Source organism: Burkholderia lata (assembly GCF_902499025.1).
Classification (GTDB): Bacteria; Pseudomonadota; Gammaproteobacteria; order Burkholderiales; family Burkholderiaceae; genus Burkholderia; species Burkholderia lata_C.
In genome coordinates this window covers 72004-87990 of record NZ_CABVPW010000032.1, presented here as the reverse complement: position 1 = coordinate 87990, position 15987 = coordinate 72004, and the positions used below count along the sequence as shown (strand labels likewise).

Below are 15987 nucleotides of genomic sequence, written 5' to 3'. Positions count from 1 at the left end.
GGGCGACTCACACTAATTCCGGTCTCCGACCCGTATCCAGCCCGCACGATACCACTCGTGCAATAAGGCTGTCATTGAGGGAACCCGGGATAGTGTTACAAACCGTTTCGCCTCCATCTGGCGTTGATTGGCCAGTTCGGGCAGCCATTCGCTGGCCTGCTCGAGCGGTCCTTCTTCACCATTAATGAAGTACGAGCGCGCGTTATACATCAATGCGGCCCTTCTGTCGAGACACACGCCACGACGTGACGCTTGCGTGACGAACGCGTCCTCGGACAGCGGGCGCGCGGGCGGGTCGAAAACGACGTTCGGCTTGGGCTCGCTCAGGTAGCAGCCGAGGAACTCGGCAACGTCCCGCTTGCGCCAGCGGATCGCGTCGACGATCTCGGCAACGCGCTCGACCATCGCCGGAGGCAGCTGCGCGGGCGTGTCGACGGCCGGCTGCTTCGGATCGCGGTAGAGGTCGTCGCCGCATTCGTCACGCAGGCCACCACGCTCCGCGAGATAGTACAGGAACTGGGCGCCCAGTTCGCCGGCGGACGGGGCCCGGAAGCCGATCGAGCAGGTCATGCATTCGCCTTCGGCAACACCGTCGTGCGCGATGTGCGGCGGCAGGTAGAGCATGTCGCCGGGCTCCAGCACCCATTCGTCGCTCGGCTCGAAGTTTTCGAGGATCTTCAGCGGCACGTCCGGCTGCAGCGACAGGTCCTTTTGCGCGCCGACGCGCCAGCGGCGCCGGCCTTCGACCTGCAGCAGGAATACATCATATGAATCGAAATGCGGGCCGACGCCGCCGCCGTCCGTCGCATACGAGATCATCAGGTCGTCCAGGCGCGCATCCGGGATGAAGCGGAAGCGGTCGAGCAGCGCGCGCGCCGCATCGACGTGCAGGTCAAGGCCTTGCACCAGCAGGGTCCAGGCCTTGCGCGTGACGGCCGGCAGCGAGCCGGGTTCGAACGGGCCGTGCGCCAGTTGCCACTTGTTACGAAAATGGGTGATCAGTCGCGATTCCGCGTCATAGTCCGCTGCGAGCTCGAACAGCGCGTCGCGCGAGACCGGCGACGCGATGCCGGGGATCGCCTGACGGATCAGGAGCGGCTTCTTCTGCCAGTAGCCGCGCATGAATTGCGCCGGCGTAAGACCGCCGAGCAGCGGTGTGGGAAGATCGGAAGGCGGCGCGCCGAGCGAGGCGGCAGCGGCATCCCGCGGTTCGGCTTGAGACCGGTTGCGCATCGTATAATGAGACTTGTATTTGGGAGAATTGGATGAAAATCGCAAAAAACACCGTCGTGTCGGTCACTTACAAGCTGTCGGATGCACAGGGCAATCTGATCGAGGAAAGCGACGAGCCGATGGTTTATCTGCACGGCGGCTATGATGGCACGTTCCCCAAGATCGAGGAACAGCTCGACGGGCATGAGCCGGGTTACGAGGCGGAGGTTCAGCTCGAGCCGCAGGACGCGTTCGGCGACTACGATCCCGAGCTCGTGAAGATCGAGCCGCGCGATCGTTTTCCCGAGCCGCTCGAAGTGGGTATGCAGTTCGAAGGCACGCCGGAAGACGGCGACGAGGAAGTCGATTCGCTGATCTACACGGTCACCGACATCGCCGAAGACAAGGTCGTGCTCGACGGCAACCACCCGCTGGCAGGCATGGCGCTGCGTTTCGCACTCGCCGTGAAGGACGTTCGCGAAGCAACCGAAGACGAAATCGAGCATGAGCACGCGCATGGCGCGGAAGGGCTCGAGATCGTCGACGAGGACGAAGACGAAGACGGCGAAGCGCCGTCAGGGCGTACCCTGCACTGAACTCGCAGGCAGGCCGGGTGCCGGCCATGACGCGCCGCCTGGTGCGGCGCTGTCACCCTGCAATGGCGGCGCGACCGACGACGAGTCGGGCAGCGCCGGCAACGCAGGAATTTCCGGCATCTGCGGCAGCGGCACGTCGTCGCGCGGCACGAGCGGCAGCGTGGGCGGCACGGGCAGGTTCTTCGGCACCTCCTGCAGGCTCACGTTGAAGATCGTCTGCCGTGCCGGCGACACGCTCACCTTGATCCACTGATTCGTCGGATGACGCGGTCCGATCGCGACGCGCGTCACATTACCCACCAGTTCACCGTCGTCTGCACGCAGCGGGCGGTCGATCAGAAAACCGTTCGCAAGCGGCTCGCCGCTCGCGTGCATCACGAGTATCGGGCCGCGGAACGTCGCCGCCGCCTTCACCAGCGTTCGTTTCAACTCACGGAAGCCGTCGCGCACGCGCGGCCGGTTGAAACGCAGCCATGCGAAGCGTTCCGCGCGCTCATAGCGTTCGAACTGCGGATCGCCTTCGAACATCACCACCATCGCGCGTGCCTCGCGCCGCTTCGCGTATTCGGCAGCGTGGTCGATCCAGAAACCGTTCGCGATGATGCGGTCCTCGAATTCGCCGTTGCGGCCGCCGGCCGTCAGGTAGTGGTTGTTCGGCGCCGGCGCGTTGAGCGCGACGTAGACGATATCGTCGCGCATCCAGCGTGCGTTCTCCCGATACGGGCGGAACCGTGCAACTTCGCTTTCCCGCGTGATCTGCAGCGCGCCGGGGTCGGGTAGCGCCGAATCGGCGAGCAGCGTCTGCCGCAGGAAGTCGAGCCGCTCGACCGGATCGTAGCCGCCGCCGGCCGCGGTGTTGCACGTTACCCAGTCGTCGTGGCCGGGAATGAACACGAGCGGCACGCGTGCCGCATCCAGGATCGCGCCGCGCTGCGAATACAGCGCATCTCGGCATGCTTCCTTCGAACCCTTGAGATCGCCCGCATAGACGACGAACGCGAGATTGCGCTCGCGCGCGATCGCATCGAGCAGCCGCTGGGCGGCCGGTTCGTCACCCGGGACGTTGATCACACCCGATACGACCGCGAACGAGTAGGGCGCGGCGCTGCGCTTCGGCGGCGCGGCCAGCGCGGCAGCCTGCGCGAGCGCGAGCACGGCCGCCACGAGCGCGGCGGCGGTGCGAGCCGGCAGGCCGCGCGGGATGCGCTTACGCGTGCCCGTCGGCATCGTGCGACCGGACCAGCGTGCGCAGTTCGTACAGCAGGTCGAGCGCCTCGCGCGGCTTGAGATCGTCGGGATCGATGTCGCGCAGTTTTTCGAGCGCCGGATGCGGTGTGTCGGGCAGCGTCGGCGCGTCCGCGTATTCGAGATCGTCGGCGGCCACCGGCGGCGCGCTGAACAGGTCGAGCTGCGGCGTGTGCTGCGACGCCGACTGCTGTTCGAGATACGCGAGGTGCTTGCGCGCGGCGCGGATCACGGGTGCCGGAACGCCTGCGAGCTGCGCGACCTGCAAGCCGTAGCTCTGGTTGGCCGGGCCTTCGTTGACCGCGTGCAGGAACACGATGCCGTGGCCGTGCTCGACGGCCGACAGGTGGACGTTGGCCGCTTGCGGGAATTCGGCCGGCAGCTGCGTCAGCTCGAAGTAGTGCGTCGCGAACAGCGTGTAGCACGCGTTGTGCGCCAGCAGGTGACGCGCGATGGCCCACGCGAGTGCGAGGCCGTCGAACGTCGATGTGCCGCGGCCGATCTCGTCCATCAGCACGAGGCTTTGCGGCGTCGCGTCGTTGAGGATCGCCGCGGCTTCGGTCATCTCGACCATGAACGTCGAGCGGCCGCCCGCGAGATCGTCCGCCGCGCCGATACGCGTGAAGATCCGGTCGATCGGGCCGAAGCATGCCGACTTGGCCGGTACGTAGCTGCCCACGTAAGCCATCAGCGCGATCAGCGCGGTCTGCCGCATGAACGTCGACTTACCGCCCATGTTCGGGCCGGTGATCAGCAGCAGCTTGCGCTCGGTGCCGAAGCGGCAGTCGTTCGCGATGAACTGTTCGACCTGCGCTTCGACGACCGGGTGGCGGCCCTGTTCGATTTCGATGCCGATCTCGTCGGTGAAGGTCGGTGCGACCCAGTCGAGCGCGCGGGCGCGTTCGGCGAATGCGGCGAGCAGGTCGAGTTCGGCGAGCGCCGACGCGACGCGCTGGCACTCGGGGATGAACGGCAGCAACGCCTGCAGCACCGCGTCGTACAGCGCGCGCTCGCGCGCCAGCGCGCGTTCCTGTGCGGACAGCGCCTTGTCCTCGAAGGTTTTCAGTTCGGGCGTGATGTAGCGCTCGGCGTTCTTCAGCGTCTGGCGACGACGGTAATCGTCGGGCACCTTGTCGGTCTGGCCGCGCGTGACCTCGATGTAGAAGCCGTGCACCTTGTTGTATTCGACGCGCAGGTTCGCGATGCCGGTGCGCGTGCGCTCGCGCGCTTCGAGATCGATCAGGAACTGCCCGCAGTTCTCCGAGATGTCGCGCAGCTCGTCGAGTTCGGCGTCGTAGCCGCGCGCGATCACGCCACCGTCGCGCACCATCGCGGCCGGCTCGGGCGCAATTGCGCTCGTCAGCAGGTCGAGGCATTCGGCGGGTGGTGCGAGCGCTGCGTCGACGCGGGTGAGGGCGTCCGCGTTCGCGACGATCGCGCTGATGCGCTCGCGCAGTGCCGGCAGCGCGGCAAACGTGTCGCGCAGGCTCGACAGGTCGCGTGGGCGTGCTGACAGCAGTGCGAGACGCCCGGTGATCCGTTCGACGTCGGCGATCTGGCGCAGCGCGCTGCGCAGCGCATCGAGGCTGGCGTTGGCCGGCGCATCGAGTAGCGCACCGATCGCCTGCTGGCGCGACTGCGCGGCGACCGACGCGCGCGGCGGGTGATGCAGCCAGTGACGCAGCAGGCGGCTGCCCATCGTCGTGCAGCAGGTGTCGAGCAATGAATACAGCGTCGGCGACTCGGTGCCGCGCAGCGTCTCGGTCAGTTCGAGGTTGCGGCGCGTGGCCGGATCGAGCCCGATGTACTCGGTCTCGTTCTCGACCTTCAGGCTGCGCACGTGCCGCAGCTGCTGGCCCTGCGTGGCCGCCGCATAGAGCAGCAGCGCGCCGGCCGCGCCGCATGCGCTCGTCAGCGAATGCGCACCGAAGCCGTCGAGGCTCGCGACATCGAGCTGGTCGCACAGGCGCTGCGTGCCCGACGCGATGTCGAAGTGCCAGGCCGGCACGCGCTTGCTGGCGCCCGCGCCTGCGGGCACGGCGTCGGCCGCGCCGTCCGGCGTCAGGATCTCGGCCGGCCGGATGCGCTCGAGCGCGGCAGCGAGCTGCTCGGGCTCGATTTCGGCGAGCCGCAGTGCGCCGCTCGCGAGGTTCAGCCACGCGAGGCCGATGTTCACCGCGACGCCGCGCTTGTTGTGGCCTGTGCACATCGCGAGCAGGTAGACGTCGTTCTTGTCGGACAGCAGCGCGGCGTCGGTCAGCGTGCCGGGTGTGACGACGCGCACGACCTTGCGCTCGACGGGGCCCTTCGACGTGGCCGGATCGCCGATCTGCTCGCAGATCGCCACCGATTCGCCCATCTTCACGAGCTTCGCGAGATATTGCTCGACCGCGTGATGCGGTACGCCGGCCATCTTGATTGGCGTGCCGGCGGAGGCACCGCGTTGTGTGAGGGTCAGGTCGAGCAGGCGCGCGGCTTTCTCCGCGTCTTCGAAGAACAGCTCGTAGAAGTCGCCCATCCGGTAGAAGACAAGCGTGTCGGGATGGTCGGCCTTGATGCGCAGGTACTGCTGCATCATCGGAGTGTGGCCGGCGAAGGCGTCGGGCGACAGCGTGGTCATAAGTCAGGCGTGAAGTTGTTGCTTTGGTTGCCCGAGTTTACCAGTGGCTTCACGTGCGGGCGCGAAGTTGGCCGTTTGGCCGGTTGCCGTTGATGACGAGCGGCCGCTATCGGCCGATCGAGGCGGTTCGACATCGCGGTTCACTTCGTCAACAATTGCGTCTTAGCGTCCGCACGACGTCGACGGGTACCCCAATGCGAACCACTGAAATGCCGGAGCCCCGCCATGGGACCATCGTCGTACTCAACGGTCCGAGCAGCGCCGGCAAAAGCACGCTGGCCAGGTATCTGCGCGATAACCTCGACGAACGCCATTTGCACGTCGAGCTGGATGTCTTTCGAAACATGGAGCCGCCCGACTACTGGGCGGTCGAGAAGCCGTTGGTGCAGATTCGTGTGGCGGCTCTGTGTCGAGCGATCAATGCCACCGCGGCCACCTTTTCCCGGCATGGCCAGGGGGCGATAGTCGATCACGTCTTGTCGTCCGACGCGTGGCGCTACATGCTGGAAGATCTTGTCGGCTTGCCGGTATTCATCGTCGGCGTGTTCTGTTCGCTCGACGTTCTGATCGATCGCGAACGTCTTCGTGGTGACCGCAAGATCGGACTGGCCGAGTCCCAATACGGCACGATTCACGCCGGCCGTCATTACGATTACGTCGTGGACACATCGTCGGCAAACGAAACCGATTGCGGTCAGTCCGTTCTGAACTGGCTGCAAAGCGGGCCGGTTCCTGCAGCCTTCTCGAAAATGCGCGGGGAGTTTTTCGGTAACTCGGATGACGCTGGTGCTCGCCGGTAACGGCCGACCCTCAAAGGGCGAGGGTCGGTCCTGGCGCAGGTTTCGGTGCGGTACTTCGTCGGAAAAGGTGCAGGTACGGCTGCATCATCCCGGTGTGGTTGGCTAAGGCCCGGCCTTACCCGGCGCGCGAACCTCCGCGCGCCGATCCTGCCCGGCACCTCAGGCCGCTTGCGCCGATGCCATGCTGAGCGCGACCGCTTGCGCGACTTCGATCCCGTCGATGGCTGCCGAATAGATGCCACCCGCATAACCTGCACCTTCACCGGCCGGATACAGGCCTTCGACGTTCATGCTCTGGTAATCGTCCTTGCGTCGAATCCGGATCGGCGAAGAAGTGCGCGTCTCGACCCCGGTGAGCACCGCATCGTGCATCGCGAAGCCGGCGATCTTCTTGTCGATCTCGGGGAGAGCTTCGCGGATCGCTTCGATCACGTAGTCCGGCAGTGCGGTGCTGAGATCGGTCGGGTTCACGCCCGGCTTGTACGACGGCTCGACGGAGCCGAGCGACGTCGACGGCCGGCCTGCGATGAAATCGCCGACCAGCTGGCCCGGTGCGCGGTAATCGCCGCCGCCGAGTTCGAACGCGCGCTCTTCCCATTTGCGCTGGAACGCGATGCCCGCCAGCGGGCCGCCGGGATAATCGTCCGGCGTGATGCCGACGACGATGCCCGCATTCGCGTTGCGCTCGGCGCGCGAATACTGGCTCATGCCGTTGGTGACCACGCGGCCCGGCTCGGAGGTTGCCGCGACCACCGTGCCGCCGGGGCACATGCAGAAGCTGTAGACGGCCCGGCCATTGCTGCAGTGGTGGACCACCTTGTAGTCCGCCGCACCGAGCTGCTTGTGGCCCGCGAACTTGCCGAAGCGGCTACGATCGATCAACCCCTGCGGATGTTCGATGCGAAAACCCAGCGAGAACGGCTTGGCTTCGACGTAGACGCCGCGATCGTGCAGCATCTGGAAGGTGTCGCGCGCGCTGTGGCCCACGGCCAGCACCACGTGGTCGCACCGCAGCGTTTCGCCGTTCGAGAGCGTCAGCGAGCGCACCTTGCCCTGATCGATCTCGATGTCGTCGACCCGCGTTTCGAAACGCACTTCGCCACCCAGTTCGTGAATGGACGCGCGCATCTTTTCCACCATGCTGACGAGGCGGAACGTGCCGATGTGCGGCCGGCTCAGGTACAGGATGTCTTCCGGTGCGCCGGCCTTGACGAATTCGTCCAGCACCTTGCGGCCGTAGTGGTTCGGATCCTTGATCTGGCTGTACAGCTTGCCGTCGGAAAACGTCCCGGCCCCGCCTTCGCCGAACTGCACGTTGGATTCGGGGTTGAGCACGCTCTTGCGCCACAGGCCGAAGGTGTCCTTGGTGCGCTCGCGCACGGCCTTGCCGCGTTCGAGGATGATGGGACGGAAACCCATCTGCGCGAGGATCAGCCCCGCGAACAGGCCGCACGGCCCCATGCCGATCACGACCGGGCGCAGGAAATCGCCGTGCTCGGGCGCCTTCGTGACGAAGTGGTACGCCATGTCGGGCGTCACGCCGCAATGCGGCTTGCCGGCGAGGCGCTTGATCGCGGCCGCTTCGTCCGTGACTTCGACATCGACGATATACGTGAGCTTGATGTCGGCGCGCTTGCGCGCATCGTGCGCACGGCGGAACACGGTGTAACGGAGGAGCCCGTCTGCGTCCACGCCAAGCTCCGCGAGGCGCTCGCGAATCGCGGCCTCGAGCGCGCTTTCGGGGTGGTCGAGGGGGAGTTTAATTTCGCTTAGCCGTAACATGGGGACTCGGATGCGATTGCCACGGCGTCGTGGCGGTGTTGATACGGTCGGGGGCCGGCAGGCCGGCGGGGTTGTCCGCCGTGCGGGCATGCCGGACGCAAACCAATCATTGTCATTGCGGGAAGGGCAGTGCAAGCGGCAGTCCGCTGACTGGCCCGAACAACTCAAGCAACTTCAGGATAGGCGCACGAAGCGACCCTTGTGCGGGAAGATTGTCCCGCCTCCCGACAACCGGGAGGCGAACGGTGCGCCGTCATGACGATGCCCGCGAGCGGAGGTGCGCGCAAGCCGCGCCATGCGGCCGCGGCCGGGGCTTATTCCGCCGCCGGATGCACGCGCGTGTAACCCTTCAGGATCGGGATCATCTGCGCGTAGATCTTCGGGTTCGCCGCGACGATTTCATGGCGATGCAGGAAATCGGCGTCGCCCGTGTAGTTGCCGACGAGGCCGCCGGCCTCGGTGATCAGCAGGCTGCCCGCTGCCATGTCCCACACGTTGATGCCCTGTTCGAAGAACGCGTCGAGGCGGCCGGCCGCGACGTTCGCGAGATCGAGTGCGGCCGCGCCCGGACGGCGCAGGCCCGTGCAGGCCTGCGTCATTTCGGTGAAGAGGCGCGCGTAGGCATCGAGGCCATCCTTTTCGCGGAACGGGAAGCCCGTGCCGACCAGCGCGTCCGACAGCCGGTCACGGCGGCCGACGCGGATGCGGCGGTCGTTCAGGTACGCGCCGCGGCCGCGGGTGGCCGTGAACAGGTCGTTCTTGTTCGGGTCGTAGACGACAGCCTGCGTGACGACGCCCTTGTGCTCGAGCGCGATCGATACGCAGTAGTACGGGAAGCCGTGGATGAAGTTGGTCGTGCCGTCGAGCGGATCGATGATCCACTTGAATTCGGATTCGTTCTCCGACTCGCCCGATTCTTCCGCGAGGATCGCGTGGTCGGGGTAGGCGGTCTTCAGCGTCTCGATGATCGCGTCTTCGGCGGCCTTGTCCACTTCGGTGACGAAGTCGTTCTGCTGCTTCTTGCGGATCTCGATCAGGTCGAGATCGAGGGACGCGCGATTGATGATCTGTCCGGCGCGGCGCGCAGCCTTGACAGCGATGTTGAGCATGGGATGCATGAGCCTGGATCCTGTAGCCGGCGGCACGGGCCGCCACGAAGTGGAACAACCGCCCGGCACGGCGCAAGCGTGGCAGGCGAGGTGAGACGCGAATTGACAAAGAACGGGGTACGACCCGCGCCGCACGGAGTGCGACGCGTAAAGGCATGATTTTACCCGATTTTTGGCGGTTTCAGGCGACCGGAATACGGGGAAACCCCCACTATCCGTCCGGACGAGTGGGTTTGCTGCGGCGATGGCGATACCATACTGCCATTCTGATGAACCGAGTCGTATCGTAGTGGAAACCCCGCAGATCACCGCCGCGCCGTCCGAGCCGGGCGCGGCCTCGTCCCGGCCGCCGTCCGGCGGCTTTACGTCCACCCGCTTCGTGCTCGTCGAGCCGAGCCATCCCGGCAATGTCGGGGCGGCTGCCCGCGCGCTGAAAACGATGGGCTTCTCGCGTCTCGTGCTGGTCGCGCCGCGCGTGCCGCACGTGCAGAGCGATCCCGAGGCCATCGCGATGGCCAGCGGCGCGGACGACGTCCTCGCGTCCGCGCATGTCGTGCCGACGCTCGGCGACGCGCTGTCCGGCGTTCACTGGTCGATCGCGTTGACCGCGCGCACGCGCGAATACGGGCCGCCGCGCCTGGCGCCGCGTGCCGCAGCGACGCAGGCGTGCGCGCAGGTCGGCACGGGCGACATCGCGCTCGTGTTCGGCAACGAGCGCACGGGCCTCGCGAACGAGCATGTGGAGCAATGCAGCGCGCTCGCGCATATCCCGGCGAACCCGGCCTACAGTTCGCTGAATCTCGCACAGGCCGTGCAGGTGCTCGCGTACGAGCTGCGCGTCGCGTTTCTCGAGCAGGCGAGCGAACCGTCCGCGCAATCGTCGGCCGAAGTTGGCACGCTGGCGCAGAGCGACGAGATCGAGCGGATGTACGTACACCTCGAGAACGCATTGATCGCGCTCGATTTCCTCGATCCGCGCAACCCGAAGAAGCTGATGCCGCGGCTGCGGCGCCTGTTCGCGCGCACGGGCCTCGAACGCGAGGAGGTCAACATCCTGCGCGGCGTCGCGAAGCACATCCTGCTGAAATCGGGCAAACCCGACGGCGACGCGTAAGCGGCCGGCGCACCGGCTGTCCGTGGTCTCGGCGCGCGGGAGGCGCCCGCGGTCGGGCCGCGGTTACGTCGGCCGCCGGTCGCGCCGAGCCGGGCTGCTCCACCCGGTCGCCCCCCGCAAACGCTGCAGCAGCAAGCGTTCCGCCCGAATACCCGCGCCGGTGGCGGGGTGAACTGGCGGGCTCGTGCGGCCGTTCGCGACTCGCCCTACAATCGCCAAACGTCATAAGTAAATTACCCGGCGCGATAACGGCCGGTCATTGCCGGCGATGCGCGCCGGCCTTTTCCCAGGCCACATCATGTTCACGAGACTGCGCGAAGACGTTGCAACGATTCGCGAGCGGGATCCCGCCGCTCGCAGTGCATGGGAAGTGCTGACCTGTTATCCGGGGTTGCATGCGCTCGTGCTGCATCGTTTCGCACACGCATGCTGGCGCGCGAAGCGCTACTGGCTCGCGCGTTTCGCGTCGCAGGCCGGCCGGTTCCTGACCGGGATCGAGATTCACCCCGGCGCGACGATTGGCCGGCGCGTGTTCATCGATCACGGGATGGGTGTCGTGATCGGCGAGACGGCGATCGTCGGCGACGACTGCACGATCTATCAGGGCGTGACGCTGGGCGGCACGTCGCTTACGCGCGGCGCCAAGCGCCACCCGACGCTCGAGGTCGGCGTGATCGTCGGCGCGGGCGCGAAGGTGCTCGGCGGTTTCACCGTCGGGGCGGGCGCGAAGATCGGCTCGAACGCGGTCGTCGTGAAGCCGGTGCCGGCGGGCGGCACGGCGGTCGGCAATCCGGCGCGCATCGTGATGCCGGCACAGCCGAAGCCGCAGCCCGAACGCGCGGCATTCTGTGCGTACGGGATCACGCCGAATGCCGACGATCCGATGTCGCTCGCGATTCACGGGTTGATCGATCACGCGGCGAAGGAAAGCCGCCGCGTCGACGAGATCGTCGCGGCGCTCGAACGGCTCGGCACGCATCTGGAAACGCTGCAGGGCGCCGACGCGGCGCGTCTCGATCTGCGCCGGCTGTCGGCCGTGCTGGAAGGCAAGTCGGTCGAACGCCAGGCGTAATTCAGCGGATGCCCGCGGCCGCCGCTGGGCGCGATGGCGGCGGCGTCAGTCGAGCGGCATCGCGTGGATGCCTTCCGCATCGACGCGCAGGTAGCCGCCGCGCGGCTTGCCGTGGTCGAGATCCCAGTCGGGCAGTACCCAGCGGATGCCGCCCGGCTCTGCGTGGCTCGCAGGGCGGTGCGTGTGGCCGTGAATGATCACGCTCGCGCGGCTTTTCCGGAACAGCGCGGCCACCCCTTCACGCGTGACATCGTAAATCGCCGAGGCAGGGCGCATCCGGCCCGCTTCGCTGTTCGAGCGCATGCGCTGCGCGAGCGCGCGGCGCCAGCGGAACGGCCAGGCGAGAAACAGCCATTGCGCGATGCGGTTGCGTGCGAAGCGGCGGAACAGCTGGTAGCCGCGGTCGGCCGTGCATTGCGCGTCGCCGTGCGCGAGCACGATGCGCTGGCCGAACGCCATGATCAGCGAAGGGTCGGGCAGCAGCATGGCGCCGGCTGCTTTCATGAAGCGTCGGCCAAGCAGGAAATCGCGGTTGCCGTGCATCACGTAGAGCGCAATGCCGCGCTCCGAGAACGTATGCATCAGCGCGGCCATGCGTGCCGCGAACGGATCGTCGTCGAGGATGTCGTCGCCGATCCAGTATTCGAACAGGTCGCCGAGGATGAACACCGAGTCGGCGCTGTCGGCGGTGTATTTCACGAAATGCTCGAACGCGGCGACCGTCTTCGGGATCGCTTCGCTCAGGTGCAGATCGGAGAGAAACAGGAACGGGCGTGCGGCTTGCGCGTATTCGCGCTCGCCCGGCACGCCCGCGGAGACGCTTCGCGGCGGACTCTCCTGCAACATCGAAGTGCCTCCGTTTAACTGCGCGTCAGACCACGACGGCCTTCTCGATCACGACGTCGTCGGCCGGCACGTCCTGGTGGAAACCAGCGTTACCCGTCTTGACGCCCTTGATCTTGTCGACCACGTCCTGGCCTTCGACGACCTTGCCGAACACGGCGTAGCCCCAGCCTTGCGGCGTCGGCGACGAGTGGTTCAGGAAGTCGTTGTCGTTCACGTTGATGAAGAACTGGGCGGTCGCCGAGTGCGGATCGTTCGTGCGCGCCATCGCGACCGTGTAGTTGTCGTTCTTCAGGCCGTTGTTCGCCTCGTTGTCGATCGGCGCATCGGTCGGCTTCTGCTTCAGGCCCGGCTCGAAGCCGCCGCCCTGGATCATGAAGCCGTTGATCACGCGATGGAACACGGTGCCGTCGTAGTGGCCCTTCTTCACGTAGTTCAGGAAGTTCTCGACCGTCTTCGGTGCCTTCGCGGCGTCGAGCTCGAGCTTGATCACGCCGTGGTTCGTATGCAGTTCAACCATGATGAATTCCTTCGGTGAGGCGGTTTAAATGGCACGCGGCCGGTCGTGCGACGCGGCCGCGTGAGGCGCCGGACGTGCCGGCAGGTTCTTACTTCGAGACGATGCTGGCCGATTCGATCACGATCGGTTGCGCGGGCACGTCCTGCATCGGGCCGCGCGAGGTCGTCGCCACGCCTTCGATCTTCTTCACGACGTCGAGACCCGACACGACCTTGCCGAACACCGCATAGCCATTGCCGTCCGGGTTCGGGTAGTCGAGGCCGCTGTTGTCGACCGTGTTGATGAAGAACTGCGCGGTGGCCGAGTTCGGATCGCTGGTGCGTGCCATCGCGATCGTGCCCGTCAGGTTCTTCAGACCATTGCGGCTTTCCAGCGGGATCGGCGCGCGGGTCGGCTTCTCCTCGAAGTTGGTCTTGTAGCCGCCGCCCTGGATCATGAAGCCCTTGATCACGCGATGAAAGATCGTGCCGTTGTACTGGCCGGCCTTCACGTAATCGAGGAAGTTGGCGACGGACTTCGGCGCCTTCTCCGGGTAGAGCTCGACGCGGATGTCGCCCTGCGAGGTCTTCAGCTGCACGACGGGGTGCGCGGTAGCCGATTGCGCGAACGCAGGTGCGGTCGCGGTCGCGAGAAGGGCGGCGCCGCCAAGCGCCAGCAACAGACGTTTCATTGCGATCCTCAGGTTGGGAGGGAAATAAGATCGCGCCGCTTATTGCGACGGCGCGACGTACGGCGCCGCCAGTGCGCCCGACGGACCGCTGAACTGGAACGTCGGCGACATCGGCAGCGTGGTGGTGCCCACGTTCGCGGCAGCGCGGTCGGAGTAGTCGCGCGTGGCCGGTGCGGCTGCACGGACGTTCGGCGCGGCCTTCTGCGGCGACACGATCTTCTGGAGATCGGCGAGGCGCTGCGCGGTCGCGCCGCTCGTGCGGCCGAGCGATTGCGCGCGCTTGTACGACTCGGCCGCGAGGCGCAGGTAGAGGTCGCCGAGGTTCTCGTACGCGAGCGAGTAGCTCGGGTTCGATTGCGTCGCCGTGACGAGCGCGGTGCGCGCTTCGTCGTAACGGCCATGCTTCGCGTAGAGCGCCGCAAGGTTGTTGTACGGCTCGGGCAGTTCGGGGTACGCCTGCGTGATCGCGACGAACTGCTGGATCGCGTCGTCATCGCGGTTCAGGCGTGCCAGAACGGTGCCGCGCTTGAACTGCGCCTGCACGTCGTGCGGGTTCGATGCGATGCGAGCGTCGAGCTGCGCGAGCGCCTGCTTCCACTGCTTGCCGGCGATCGATGCGTCGATTTCGGGGGTGCCGTCGGCGGTGGCCGGGGCCTTCTGCGCATGCGCCGCGGGAGCCGCGAAAAGCGTCAGCGCGACGCCCATGACGGTGGTCGCAACGAGGGTCGCAGCGCTCTGCGCGCGGCCGCGATGAGGTTTCATAGGCGTAAATCGGAATGTTATACTCCGAGCCATTCTAACAAAACGTCTGCGCGTTCCGGCGAGCGGCAGACAGTCTTTCTTAGCCTCTCGTGGCCGTCACCGCTGTGCTTGCAGCCTGACCGCCCCATGTGATACGTGGACGCTCGGCCTGGTGCCGCAGCAGATGGTCCGTCCGTTTCGCATGCTGGGCGAGCTTCGCCAGGGCGGTTTCCTTCGGCTCACGGTTCATCTCTATGGAATCACTGCGCATCTACAACACGCTCGCGCGTGACAAGCAAGTTTTCGTGCCGCGCCAGTCCGGCGAAGTGCGGATGTACGTATGCGGAATCACCGTATACGACTATTGTCACGTGGGCCACGCGCGGATGCTGGTCGTGTTCGACCTCGTCCAGCGCTGGTTGCGTGCGATCGGCTACCGGGTCACGTATGTGCGCAACATCACCGACATCGACGACAAGATCATCCGCCGCGCGGTCGAGAACGGCGAGACGATCAAGTCGCTGACCGACCGCTTCATCGGCGCGATGCACGACGACGAAAGCGCGCTCGGCATCCAGCGGCCCGACATCGAGCCGCGCGCGACCGAGTTCATTCCGCAGATGCTCGGCATGATCGAGACGCTCGAGACGAACGGCTACGCGTACCAGGCGACCGACGGCGACGTCAATTACTCGGTCCGCAAGTTCGCGAACTACGGAAAGCTGTCGGGCAAGTCGCTCGACGATCTGCGCGCGGGCGAGCGCGTCGCCGCGAACGACGCGAAGGAAGATCCGCTCGATTTCGTGCTGTGGAAACGCGCGAAGCCGGAAGATCCGGAAGGCACGTCGTGGGCGTCGAAGTACGGGATGGGGCGCCCGGGCTGGCACATCGAGTGCTCGGCGATGGGCTGCACGCTGCTCGGCGAGCATTTCGACATCCACGGCGGCGGGCAGGATCTGCAGTTCCCGCACCACGAGAACGAGATCGCGCAGAGCGAAGGCGCGACCGGCCAGACGTTCGTCAATTACTGGATGCACAACGGCTTCGTGCAGGTCGACAACGAGAAGATGTCGAAATCGCTCGGCAACTTCTTCACGATCCGCGAAGTCCTCGAGCGCTATGACGCGGAAGTCATGCGCTTCTTCATCGTGCGCACGCACTACCGTTCGCCGCTCAACTACAGCGACGTGCATCTCGACGATGCGCGCGCCTCGCTCACGCGTCTCTACACCGCGCTGAAGGATGTCGAGGCCGACACGCTCGCGCTCGACTGGAGCGAGCCGCACGCGCAGCGTTTCGCGGCCGCGATGAACGACGACTTCAACACGCCGGTCGCGGTGGCGACGCTGTTCGAGCTCGCGGGCGAAGTGAATCGCACGCGCGACGCGTCGCTCGCACGGCAACTGAAACAACTGGCGGGCCTGCTTGGCCTGCTGGGCCGCGAACCGCGCGCGTTCCTGCAGCAGGCGTCCGGCGCCGCGCAGGCGGGCGGGCTCGCCGCCGACGAGATCGAAGCGAAGATCGCCGCGCGTGTCGCGGCGAAGCAAGCGAAGGACTATGCCGAAGCGGACCGGATCCGGGCGGAACTGCTCGAGACCGGTATCGCACTTGAAGACAAACCGGGCGGATCGACCGAATGGCGTCGCGTATGAGCGCGGTGCGT

14 protein-coding genes are annotated in these 15987 nt (G+C 66.3%); 5 read left to right on the top strand and 9 right to left on the bottom strand.

All coding sequences use genetic code 11. The features are described 5' to 3' along the window. Positions 1-12: 12 nt before the first annotated feature. Complete coding sequence (locus tag BDI24065_RS28575; RefSeq protein WP_175034075.1) at positions 13-1233, bottom strand: cupin domain-containing protein; 1221 nt, start codon at positions 1231-1233, stop codon at positions 13-15. 32 nt (positions 1234-1265) lie between these two features. On the opposite strand from BDI24065_RS28575, the gene BDI24065_RS28570 reads away from it, so the two are divergent. Further along, positions 1266-1808, top strand: coding sequence for an FKBP-type peptidyl-prolyl cis-trans isomerase (locus BDI24065_RS28570; RefSeq protein WP_174954702.1), 543 nt, complete (start codon positions 1266-1268; stop codon positions 1806-1808). Here BDI24065_RS28570 and BDI24065_RS28565 read toward each other — a convergent pair. Together BDI24065_RS28565 and mutS are read right to left on the bottom strand one after the other, a co-directional pair. After that, on the bottom strand, positions 1788-3035 hold the full coding sequence (locus tag BDI24065_RS28565) for a hypothetical protein (protein WP_175034074.1): 1248 nt from the start codon (positions 3033-3035) through the stop codon (positions 1788-1790). The genes BDI24065_RS28570 and BDI24065_RS28565 overlap by 21 nt on opposite strands. After that, positions 3016-5673: a DNA mismatch repair protein MutS gene (gene mutS, locus BDI24065_RS28560; RefSeq protein ID WP_175034073.1), complete on the bottom strand. Its 2658-nt coding sequence runs from the start codon at positions 5671-5673 to the stop codon at positions 3016-3018. Before mutS ends, BDI24065_RS28565 begins: the two co-directional genes overlap by 20 nt. Positions 5674-5867: 194 nt before the next feature. On the opposite strand from mutS, the gene BDI24065_RS28555 reads away from it, so the two are divergent. Next, a complete protein-coding gene (locus BDI24065_RS28555; protein ID WP_175034072.1) occupies positions 5868-6473 on the top strand; it encodes a chloramphenicol phosphotransferase CPT family protein in 606 nt (201 codons plus the stop codon). A 159-nt stretch (positions 6474-6632) separates the two neighbouring features. On the opposite strand, the gene BDI24065_RS28550 is transcribed toward BDI24065_RS28555, so the two are convergent. Beyond that, on the bottom strand, positions 6633-8255 hold the full coding sequence (locus BDI24065_RS28550) for an NAD(P)/FAD-dependent oxidoreductase (protein ID WP_175034071.1): 1623 nt from the start codon (positions 8253-8255) through the stop codon (positions 6633-6635). Between the two features lie 314 nt (positions 8256-8569). Beyond that, the gene (locus tag BDI24065_RS28545) at positions 8570-9373 is read right to left on the bottom strand and encodes an inositol monophosphatase family protein (protein WP_011352522.1); all 804 of its coding nucleotides are present in this window, start codon (positions 9371-9373) and stop codon (positions 8570-8572) included. Between the two features lie 280 nt (positions 9374-9653). On the opposite strand from BDI24065_RS28545, the gene BDI24065_RS28540 reads away from it, so the two are divergent. Continuing rightward, entirely contained in the window at positions 9654-10478 is an 825-nt protein-coding gene (locus tag BDI24065_RS28540) for an RNA methyltransferase (RefSeq protein WP_175034070.1), read from the top strand. Between the two features lie 268 nt (positions 10479-10746). Continuing rightward, positions 10747-11550, top strand: a complete 804-nt coding sequence (gene cysE, locus BDI24065_RS28535; protein WP_175034069.1) for a serine O-acetyltransferase — start codon at positions 10747-10749, stop codon at positions 11548-11550. A 45-nt stretch (positions 11551-11595) separates the two neighbouring features. Here cysE and BDI24065_RS28530 read toward each other — a convergent pair whose 3' ends face one another. The 4 genes from BDI24065_RS28530 to BDI24065_RS28515 form a co-directional block, all read right to left on the bottom strand. After that, a complete protein-coding gene (locus tag BDI24065_RS28530; RefSeq protein ID WP_175034068.1) occupies positions 11596-12396 on the bottom strand; it encodes a UDP-2,3-diacylglucosamine diphosphatase in 801 nt (266 codons plus the stop codon). Positions 12397-12421: 25 nt separating this feature from the next. Beyond that, on the bottom strand, positions 12422-12913 hold the full coding sequence (locus tag BDI24065_RS28525) for a peptidylprolyl isomerase (RefSeq protein WP_011352518.1): 492 nt from the start codon (positions 12911-12913) through the stop codon (positions 12422-12424). Between the two features lie 88 nt (positions 12914-13001). Further along, positions 13002-13583 (bottom strand): peptidylprolyl isomerase, encoded by a 582-nt coding sequence (locus BDI24065_RS28520; protein WP_011352517.1) that lies wholly within the window; start codon positions 13581-13583, stop codon positions 13002-13004. Positions 13584-13622: 39 nt separating this feature from the next. Beyond that, positions 13623-14345 carry a tetratricopeptide repeat protein gene (locus BDI24065_RS28515; RefSeq protein ID WP_175034067.1) on the bottom strand — a complete coding sequence of 241 codons (723 nt, stop codon included), beginning with the start codon at positions 14343-14345 and terminating at the stop codon, positions 13623-13625. A 233-nt stretch (positions 14346-14578) separates the two neighbouring features. Here BDI24065_RS28515 and cysS point away from each other — a divergent pair, with 233 nt between their 5' ends. Further along, positions 14579-15976 carry a cysteine--tRNA ligase gene (gene cysS, locus BDI24065_RS28510; protein ID WP_175034066.1) on the top strand — a complete coding sequence of 466 codons (1398 nt, stop codon included), beginning with the start codon at positions 14579-14581 and terminating at the stop codon, positions 15974-15976. The last annotated feature ends 11 nt before the right edge of the window (positions 15977-15987 follow it).

Bases quoted from the DNA above. Each gene is read 5' to 3' on its own strand.
- BDI24065_RS28525 (WP_011352518.1), bottom strand. From the start codon at position 12,913: ATGGTTGAACTGCATACGAACCACGGCGTGATCAAGCTCGAGCTCGAC.
- BDI24065_RS28575 (WP_175034075.1), bottom strand. From the start codon at position 1,233: ATGCGCAACCGGTCTCAAGCCGAACCGCGGGATGCCGCTGCCGCCTCG.
- BDI24065_RS28570 (WP_174954702.1), top strand. From the start codon at position 1,266: ATGAAAATCGCAAAAAACACCGTCGTGTCGGTCACTTACAAGCTGTCG.
- BDI24065_RS28565 (WP_175034074.1), bottom strand. From the start codon at position 3,035: ATGCCGACGGGCACGCGTAAGCGCATCCCGCGCGGCCTGCCGGCTCGC.
- BDI24065_RS28530 (WP_175034068.1), bottom strand. From the start codon at position 12,396: ATGTTGCAGGAGAGTCCGCCGCGAAGCGTCTCCGCGGGCGTGCCGGGC.
- mutS (WP_175034073.1), bottom strand. From the start codon at position 5,673: ATGACCACGCTGTCGCCCGACGCCTTCGCCGGCCACACTCCGATGATG.
- cysE (WP_175034069.1), top strand. From the start codon at position 10,747: ATGCGCGCCGGCCTTTTCCCAGGCCACATCATGTTCACGAGACTGCGC.
- BDI24065_RS28555 (WP_175034072.1), top strand. From the start codon at position 5,868: ATGCGAACCACTGAAATGCCGGAGCCCCGCCATGGGACCATCGTCGTA.
- cysS (WP_175034066.1), top strand. From the start codon at position 14,579: ATGGAATCACTGCGCATCTACAACACGCTCGCGCGTGACAAGCAAGTT.
- BDI24065_RS28515 (WP_175034067.1), bottom strand. From the start codon at position 14,345: ATGAAACCTCATCGCGGCCGCGCGCAGAGCGCTGCGACCCTCGTTGCG.
- BDI24065_RS28545 (WP_011352522.1), bottom strand. From the start codon at position 9,373: ATGCATCCCATGCTCAACATCGCTGTCAAGGCTGCGCGCCGCGCCGGA.
- BDI24065_RS28520 (WP_011352517.1), bottom strand. From the start codon at position 13,583: ATGAAACGTCTGTTGCTGGCGCTTGGCGGCGCCGCCCTTCTCGCGACC.
- BDI24065_RS28550 (WP_175034071.1), bottom strand. From the start codon at position 8,255: ATGTTACGGCTAAGCGAAATTAAACTCCCCCTCGACCACCCCGAAAGC.